This window comes from Neisseria sp. P0022.S010, from assembly GCF_051956635.1.
This window is the reverse complement of record NZ_JBQCXF010000153.1, coordinates 1-6,574: the sequence shown is the minus strand read 5'-3', so window position 1 is coordinate 6,574 and position 6,574 is coordinate 1. Positions and strand designations below refer to the sequence as shown.

The 6,574-nt window shown below is 46.1% G+C and carries 7 protein-coding genes; 5 read left to right on the top strand and 2 right to left on the bottom strand.

The features are described from left to right. Positions 1-35 precede the first annotated feature (35 nt). Positions 36-899, top strand: coding sequence for a GNAT family N-acetyltransferase (locus ACTHUT_RS12315; RefSeq protein WP_250599235.1), 864 nt, complete (start codon positions 36-38; stop codon positions 897-899). Positions 900-922: 23 nt separating this feature from the next. Next, on the top strand, positions 923-1,048 hold the full coding sequence (locus ACTHUT_RS12310; protein ID WP_003684698.1) for a hypothetical protein: 126 nt from the start codon (positions 923-925) through the stop codon (positions 1,046-1,048). A gap of 65 nt (positions 1,049-1,113) precedes the next feature. Here ACTHUT_RS12310 and ACTHUT_RS12305 read toward each other — a convergent pair whose 3' ends face one another. Then, the gene (locus tag ACTHUT_RS12305) at positions 1,114-1,617 is read right to left on the bottom strand and encodes a hypothetical protein (RefSeq protein WP_250599233.1); all 504 of its coding nucleotides are present in this window, start codon (positions 1,615-1,617) and stop codon (positions 1,114-1,116) included. Positions 1,618-1,830: 213 nt separating this feature from the next. Between ACTHUT_RS12305 and pyk the strand changes: the two genes are divergently transcribed. Then, positions 1,831-3,303, top strand: coding sequence for a pyruvate kinase (gene pyk, locus ACTHUT_RS12300; protein ID WP_250599231.1), 1,473 nt, complete (start codon positions 1,831-1,833; stop codon positions 3,301-3,303). Positions 3,304-3,474: 171 nt separating this feature from the next. Further along, positions 3,475-3,849 carry a hypothetical protein gene (locus ACTHUT_RS12295; protein ID WP_036473251.1) on the top strand — a complete coding sequence of 125 codons (375 nt, stop codon included), beginning with the start codon at positions 3,475-3,477 and terminating at the stop codon, positions 3,847-3,849. Positions 3,850-3,863: 14 nt separating this feature from the next. On the opposite strand, the gene ACTHUT_RS12290 is transcribed toward ACTHUT_RS12295, so the two are convergent. Further along, positions 3,864-4,301: a hypothetical protein gene (locus ACTHUT_RS12290; RefSeq protein ID WP_036473249.1), complete on the bottom strand. Its 438-nt coding sequence runs from the start codon at positions 4,299-4,301 to the stop codon at positions 3,864-3,866. 279 nt (positions 4,302-4,580) lie between these two features. Between ACTHUT_RS12290 and ACTHUT_RS12285 the strand changes: the two genes are divergently transcribed. Further along, on the top strand, positions 4,581-6,574 hold a 1,994-nt coding region (locus tag ACTHUT_RS12285), incomplete at its 3' end, for an ESPR-type extended signal peptide-containing protein (RefSeq protein ID WP_440418841.1).

The following is a 6,574-nucleotide window of genomic DNA, read 5'->3' as shown; positions in this document are numbered from 1 at the left end:
TATTCCTTCAGCCATTTACTCTCAGGAAGCTGCTTATGTTAGTGTGTAATCCTTATGAAGTTGTGATCCATGGTACGACCAGCAAAGGCAAGATTTTCCGACCAAGCGACTGGGCGGAGCGCCTGTGCGGTATTTTGTCTTCCTTTACTAAAGACAACCGCCTTTCCTATTCTAATTGGGTGCGCCCGATTTTGGTGGACAATGTCCGTTGTGTGGCGGTCGATAAAAAGTTGGAAGAAGACAATCCGCAAATGTTCCGTTTCTTGATGGACTTTGCGGCGGATAATGATTTGCGCGTGATTGACTGCAAAGCCTTGCTTAAAGAACAAGAGAGCAAACAGCAGGGCGAAGTGCCGGTCGAGCGCGTTTTGTTGGCGCAGGCGATTGAAGAAAAACATGCCACCGAGCGTGCGGAAGCGGCCAATGTGCAGCCTGAGCCACAAGCTGCCGCACCTGTGGTCGGCGTATTGCGTGAAATTCAGCCGGAAGAAACTGCAACTGCTTTTGCGGCCTTGAGTGTTCTGCGTTCATCGTTGACCGATATTCACCGTTTTGTCGAACAAATCAACGAGCATCAACGCAAAACCGGCTACCGTCTGCTGGGTATTTTTGAAGAAGGCAAACAAAATGCCGTAGCCGTATGCGGTTTCCATACTGCACATAACTTGGCCAGCGGTTACCATATCCATATTGATGATCTCGTAACCATGCCGCAATGCCGCCAAAAAGGCTATGCTTCTCGCTTGTTGGAAGAAGTACGTAAAATCGGTGCGGAAACCGGCGCGACCAAAATCCATCTGAATGTCCATGTGAACCATGACCGTGCCGATGCCCATCGTCTCTACTTCAAAAACGGATTTGAAATCTGCGCTTACCATTTCCGTTGCGACCCGAAATAATTTTTGTAGAAAGAGGGAATTCAATGTTGAAGATTTTGACTGCGGCTGTTTTGACACTGAGTTTGGCGGCCTGCGCATCAGGCAGCGGAGGCAGCTCGCAAATGTATGGTGAGATTAAGGCCGGCGTAGAAACCAGCCATCAACGTTGAGATATACAATGACAAGGCCGTCTGAAATAGGTTTTCCTGTTTCAGACGGCCTTTTTGCAGCTTGATTAGAGGGTCGTGGAGGTGTCGTCAGTGGCAACAGTCCGATGCAGGCGATACCAATTGTACAGGCGCAAGATGCACAAGAAAGCGATGATGGGCATACAGGCCGCGGTAACCAGATAACGCGGGTTGCTGAAGTTTAAAACGTTGTGACCAGAAAGCAGCGACAAAGCGGCATGCAACCATTCCCACAAAGACGAAATGCTGAATGCCAAAACAGCCAACAGGCCGAGGGTTCGGAAAATACCGATGGGCAGGATTTGTTGGCGCAATACGGCGCGGTTGAGTTGGAACAAAATAATCAAACCGAAGCCGATGATGCAGACCATGCCGCCGTTGGCGACGATTTGCAGGCTGTTGAAGGCAATGTCGGGCGTAACGGAAATGGTACCGGATTGGTTGGAGGCGGTTTGTTGCAAATTTAAGCCTTGCATGACATTAAGTACGAAACCGTAGATCAGGTCGGCCAAAACGATGCCGATGGGTAGCGGAGTCAAAAAACGTTTCATGGATCAGTTGAGTATTCTATTAGTATGAGGGAGGCCGTCTGAAAATCAAAAATGACGACGTGAGAGTGTATTGTATCCGATAGAAAAGTAGGTTAATGCAAAAATAAATTTAGTTTAAGTCAGAAAATTATGTAATTTTACGCCAATATTATTGTATTAAGCGTACAATCTTCCTCATTATCAAACGTGGAATCAACAGGAAAGGACGTTTACATGAGCGAATTGCAACGTGATTTAACCCGTATCAGTCACAATACCAAAATTGTCGCCACATTGGGTCCGGGCAGCAACAATGTGCAATTGTTGGAAGACATGATCCGTGTCGGCGGTCTTAATGTCGTCCGTTTCAATTTCAGTCACGGTACTCCGGAGTTCCATGAAGAAAATGCCCGCATCGTGCGCGAAGCCGCGAAACGCGCAGGTCAGGAAGTGGCTATTCTTGCCGACTTGCAAGGCCCGAAAATCCGTGTCGGCAAAATTGCCGGCGGCAGCATCGAGCTGAATAAAGATGAAACTTTAATTTTGGATGCCGCGCTTGAAGGCGAAGGCACACGCGAAGCGGTGGGTTTGGACTACCGTGATTTGCCGAATGACGTCGTTGCCGGTGATGTTTTGTGGCTGGATGACGGCCTGTTGACCTTGACTGTTGAGGCGGTTGAAGGAAGTAGTATTATTACAAGAGTTGAAAACAGCCATGTGCTGAAAAGTAATAAAGGTATCAATAAACGCGGTGGCGGCCTGTCTGCCGGTGCGTTGACCGAAAAAGACTTCCGTGACCTGAAAACGGCGATTGCCATCGGTTGCGACTACTTGGCCATCAGCTTTGTGAAATCTGCTGAAGATCTGCACATCGCACGCGCCAAAGTCGAGGAAGAAATGAAAGGCAGTACAGCCGTACGTCCCGGTTTGGTTTCCAAAATCGAGCGCGTAGAAGCCATTGAAAATCTAGACGAAATCATCCTCGCCAGCGACGGTATTATGGTTGCCCGCGGCGACTTGGCAGTGGAAGTCGGTCATGCCGCCGTTCCTGCCCTGCAAAAACGCATGATCCGCCGCGCCCGTGAGTTGCGCCGCTTCAGCATTACCGCGACCCAAATGATGGAATCCATGATTACGAATCCCGTACCGACCCGTGCCGAAGTGAGCGACGTGGCCAATGCGGTATTGGACGGTACCGATGCGGTAATGTGTTCCGCTGAAACTGCGGTGGGTGCGTATCCGTTTGAAACGGTCAGCCAAATGGCGGTTATTTGTGCGGCGGCCGAAAAAGAGCAGGACTCCCTCAATGGCGTTATCGAGCCAGTTGAATTCCAAGATCCTCTCAGCACCAACTTGGCGATTGCCCGCGGCGCGGTTACCGTAGCGCGCGCAGTTCACGCCAAAGCGATTGTCGCCCTGACCGAAAGCGGCTCAACCGCCTTCGAAATCAGCCGCCACAACATCACTTTGCCGATTTTCGCCCTGACCCCGAGCATTTCCGCACAACGCCGCATGGCGATGTATCGCGGCGTGCGTCCGATGATTTTGGCGACCAGTACCGACCACGATACTGCGCTGAACGAAGTGGAAGCTGTGTTGATCGAACACCAAATTCTGTGTTCTGGCGACCAATACATCATTACCAGCGGCTCGAAAATGCGTGAATCCGGTTCGACCAACACATTGGAAGTGCTGCAAGTCAAATAATCGAATCAATGTTTTACTAAGTGGAAAAGCAGGCTGCCTTCAGCCTGCTTTTTTGTATTTTGGATATTTGTTATGTAAAAAACCGGTATTATGTAGCAGTTGCACAAAGATTTAACCGATTAAAAACCTTAAAATCCCTATTGAAATTTTAACTCGATAGGGATTTTTATTATGGCGCAAAAGTTGCTGAAATACGAGTTAGTGGAACGCCTGTTAAAGCTAAAAGAAAAGCAAGATGAGCTGACGGTGCAAATGCAGTGTTTGTCACAAGAGATTAACGCATTAGCTCAACCTTATATACCGAAAGAACCAAAACCGCAGCCCTTGATTACGATGCGATTAGTCGCTCAAGTCTTACGTGAAAATCCTGATTGGATGTTTTGTGGGGAGATTGCTGAAAAGAGCTTAGCATTGTTGGGAAAACCACAATTTGTTGATATGGGCGATAAGCACTATAAGACAGTCAATCGAATACTGGTTAAATTGCGTAAAAGAGGAATCGTTGAAAGTGGATTGAAGTTTTGGCGGTTAAAGCCATTAAAATAGCGGTAGAAATACCGCTATTTTTGTTTCAGTCGCCATTTGACATCGGTTACGCCTCTTTCTAGTCGTTCTACTACGCCTTTTGTCAGCCAATGTTTTAACGCGCCACGCACCGAAACCATATGTTTCGGACGAACGATAGGGTCTTGTCTGTCTTTTATTAAGACAATCTCAGTAATTTCATTGACCGTGAAATAATGGTCGGGTTGAGCTTTAAGTACCGCTAAGACCATTGGTCTTAATTTCCCACGGAATCTATGTTTGTAGGTTCGATATGAATAAACCTCAGTATCGTATTCATCGGTTAAGGCTTCATCTTCCATCACTTCAAGAGCATCGTTGAGTTTTTTGATTTTTCGTTCAACTAATTCAAGATGTTCTAGTACCTGTGTTCGTTCACGCTGCAAGCGGTCGATTTTAGCCTGAATTTGGCTAAAGTAGATTTTATTTCCCATTACATTATCAACCTTTCTGCTTGTCTATGATTACCCTGCCAAGCCAAAAGTGTAAACAACACTGTTGATTTCTACACCTATCTTTGAGTGAGAAAAGAGTATAGAATAGGTTACTTTTTTGTGAAACTTTTGTGCACATTTAATTGTCCGCACGGGAATTGCAAAAAAGTATCAGATTGGTGTGATTGTTTATTTATTAAAGTGTGTTTTTAGCATTTTCTTAAATGAGCAGCGCACTTAGGTCAGATAAATGTATATACAGTAAGGAGATTCACTGTTATGAATAAAATATACAAGATTGTTTGGAATGCGGCCCAGGAGGCTTGGGTTGCCGTATCTGAACTTGCCAAGGGGCATGTAAAAGCCTCTTCTTCAGGCAAAAATGCCAAGCAAAGTACGGTGGTGGAGGAAGAAGGAAGTGCCTCTTCTACACTGTATAGCTTAGGTAAAGCGGCTGCAAATGCCATGGTGATTGGTGGCGTTGCGGTAACCTTATTCAGTTTAAGTCAAACGGCTCAAGCCGCTGACAAGCATGAGACAACTGTTGTCGCTGAGCAAGGGACGAGAGAGAAAGCTCAACGCCTAGAACCTAATGCATTGCTTGCTTTGGGCCGTGACACTAAAGCGGGAGGGCGTTCTACTGTTGTTATTGGGGAGTCCTCTAGGATTAATGGTACGGTTGCTATGGCTCTTGGTAACGGCATTAATATTGATCACGGTATTGCTCCGACATCTGTGTTTTTGGGGAAATCTATTGATGATAGATATAACCAGAATAAAACGAAAGTCCAAAGTCAGTATGTAAAGTCACAAGTTATTGGTAGTGATATCTACTTTTCTGGCCTCACAAATAATAAAGTGGACGGTCTTAAGCAAGCTACTCTTATGGGTAATGACATTCAACATTATTCAGAGGAGCAATCTAACTCTATGATGACTGCCTCTAATTTTGTTTTTAAAGGCGTTAAAGCTCAAGATAGTGCGGTGAACGGTCATGGCATTACTGTAAACCTTACTAGCCCTGCTAAGCGTGCTGTGTTGAATCGTTCAAGTATTACCGGTACCAATATTAATATCAATTCTACTGGAGATATCAATGAGATGTTGGTTTCCGGTACTACGATTAGCGTAACCAGACAAAACAACGCTCTTGGAGGGGCCTTAGTTGGTAACAATATCAACTTTGATAGCACAGATGCAACTGTAAATACAGAGAAGGTTAACTATGTTGGTCAAGATATCAATGTAACAGCCTCATCAACATCTAACCCATTATTTGGTCAAGGAATTGCACTTCATAATTCTACTCTTAGTGGTGCTCCAACCTTCGGTCAGAATATCAAATCAAGCAATTCAACAATTTCAAACACCTTAACACAAGGTTATAACACTACCTTTAACGGAACTACGGTAAATGATTCGGTTCTTACAGTGAATAACGCCACTATAACCGGTAGTTTGACTAATGCGACATTAATGGGGCGTGATATTAACACCATCGGCAATGTTGTTGATACTCAAGTTGTGGGTAACAGAAATACTGTAACAGCTTGGAACACCCAAGTATTGGGCAGCGGCATTACCGCGAATGTCAATAACTCTGTATATTTGGGCGATGGTTCAGAAGTTGAAGCGAAAGGTGTTGGTGAAAAGGTAGCTATAAATATTAAAACGGAGGGGCGTACTGCAGGGACTTCTGATTACCTTGAGCAGTTAATACACGATGGCACACGAGCCAGATTTGCGGGTGGTAGTGGTGTTTCGGGGGCTGTTACGGTTGGTAATGCAACGAATACTCGTCGAATTCAACATGTGGCTCCAGGGTACTATGATGCAAATTCTACCGATGCAGTGAATGGTTCTCAGTTATACGCTGTTGGGCAGTCGGCAGGTAACGCGTACTTTAAAGCAGTTGAAGCGGCGAAAGCAGCGAAGGCGGCAGATGATAAAGCGGTTGCAGCACAAGCACGCGCAGATGCAGCGCATAGCTTAGCAACTACGGCAAATACAACAGCCAATAACGCATTAAACAAAGCGAATACAGCAGACGCTAAAGCTGTATCAGCACAAGCAGATGCGACAAAAGCGAAATCAGACGCAGCAGCAGCGAAGAACGATGCAGGTCAAGCTTTAACGAAAGCAGGTGAAGCTAAGACAGCGGCAGCTGCGGCAGACACTAAAGCGGGTCAAGCTTTAACGAAAGCAGGCGAAGCAGCACAAGCGGCAGCGGCAGCAGATACCAAAGCGGGTGAAGCTAAGACAGCGGCAGCTGC

Excerpts from the sequence above, each read along its gene's own strand:
- ACTHUT_RS12305 (WP_250599233.1), bottom strand. The coding sequence starts at position 1,617 with ATGAAACGTTTTTTGACTCCGCTACCCATCGGCATCGTTTTGGCCGAC.
- pyk (WP_250599231.1), top strand. The coding sequence starts at position 1,831 with ATGAGCGAATTGCAACGTGATTTAACCCGTATCAGTCACAATACCAAA.
- ACTHUT_RS12295 (WP_036473251.1), top strand. The coding sequence starts at position 3,475 with ATGGCGCAAAAGTTGCTGAAATACGAGTTAGTGGAACGCCTGTTAAAG.
- ACTHUT_RS12290 (WP_036473249.1), bottom strand. The coding sequence starts at position 4,301 with ATGGGAAATAAAATCTACTTTAGCCAAATTCAGGCTAAAATCGACCGC.
- ACTHUT_RS12315 (WP_250599235.1), top strand. The coding sequence starts at position 36 with ATGTTAGTGTGTAATCCTTATGAAGTTGTGATCCATGGTACGACCAGC.
- ACTHUT_RS12310 (WP_003684698.1), top strand. The coding sequence starts at position 923 with ATGTTGAAGATTTTGACTGCGGCTGTTTTGACACTGAGTTTGGCGGCC.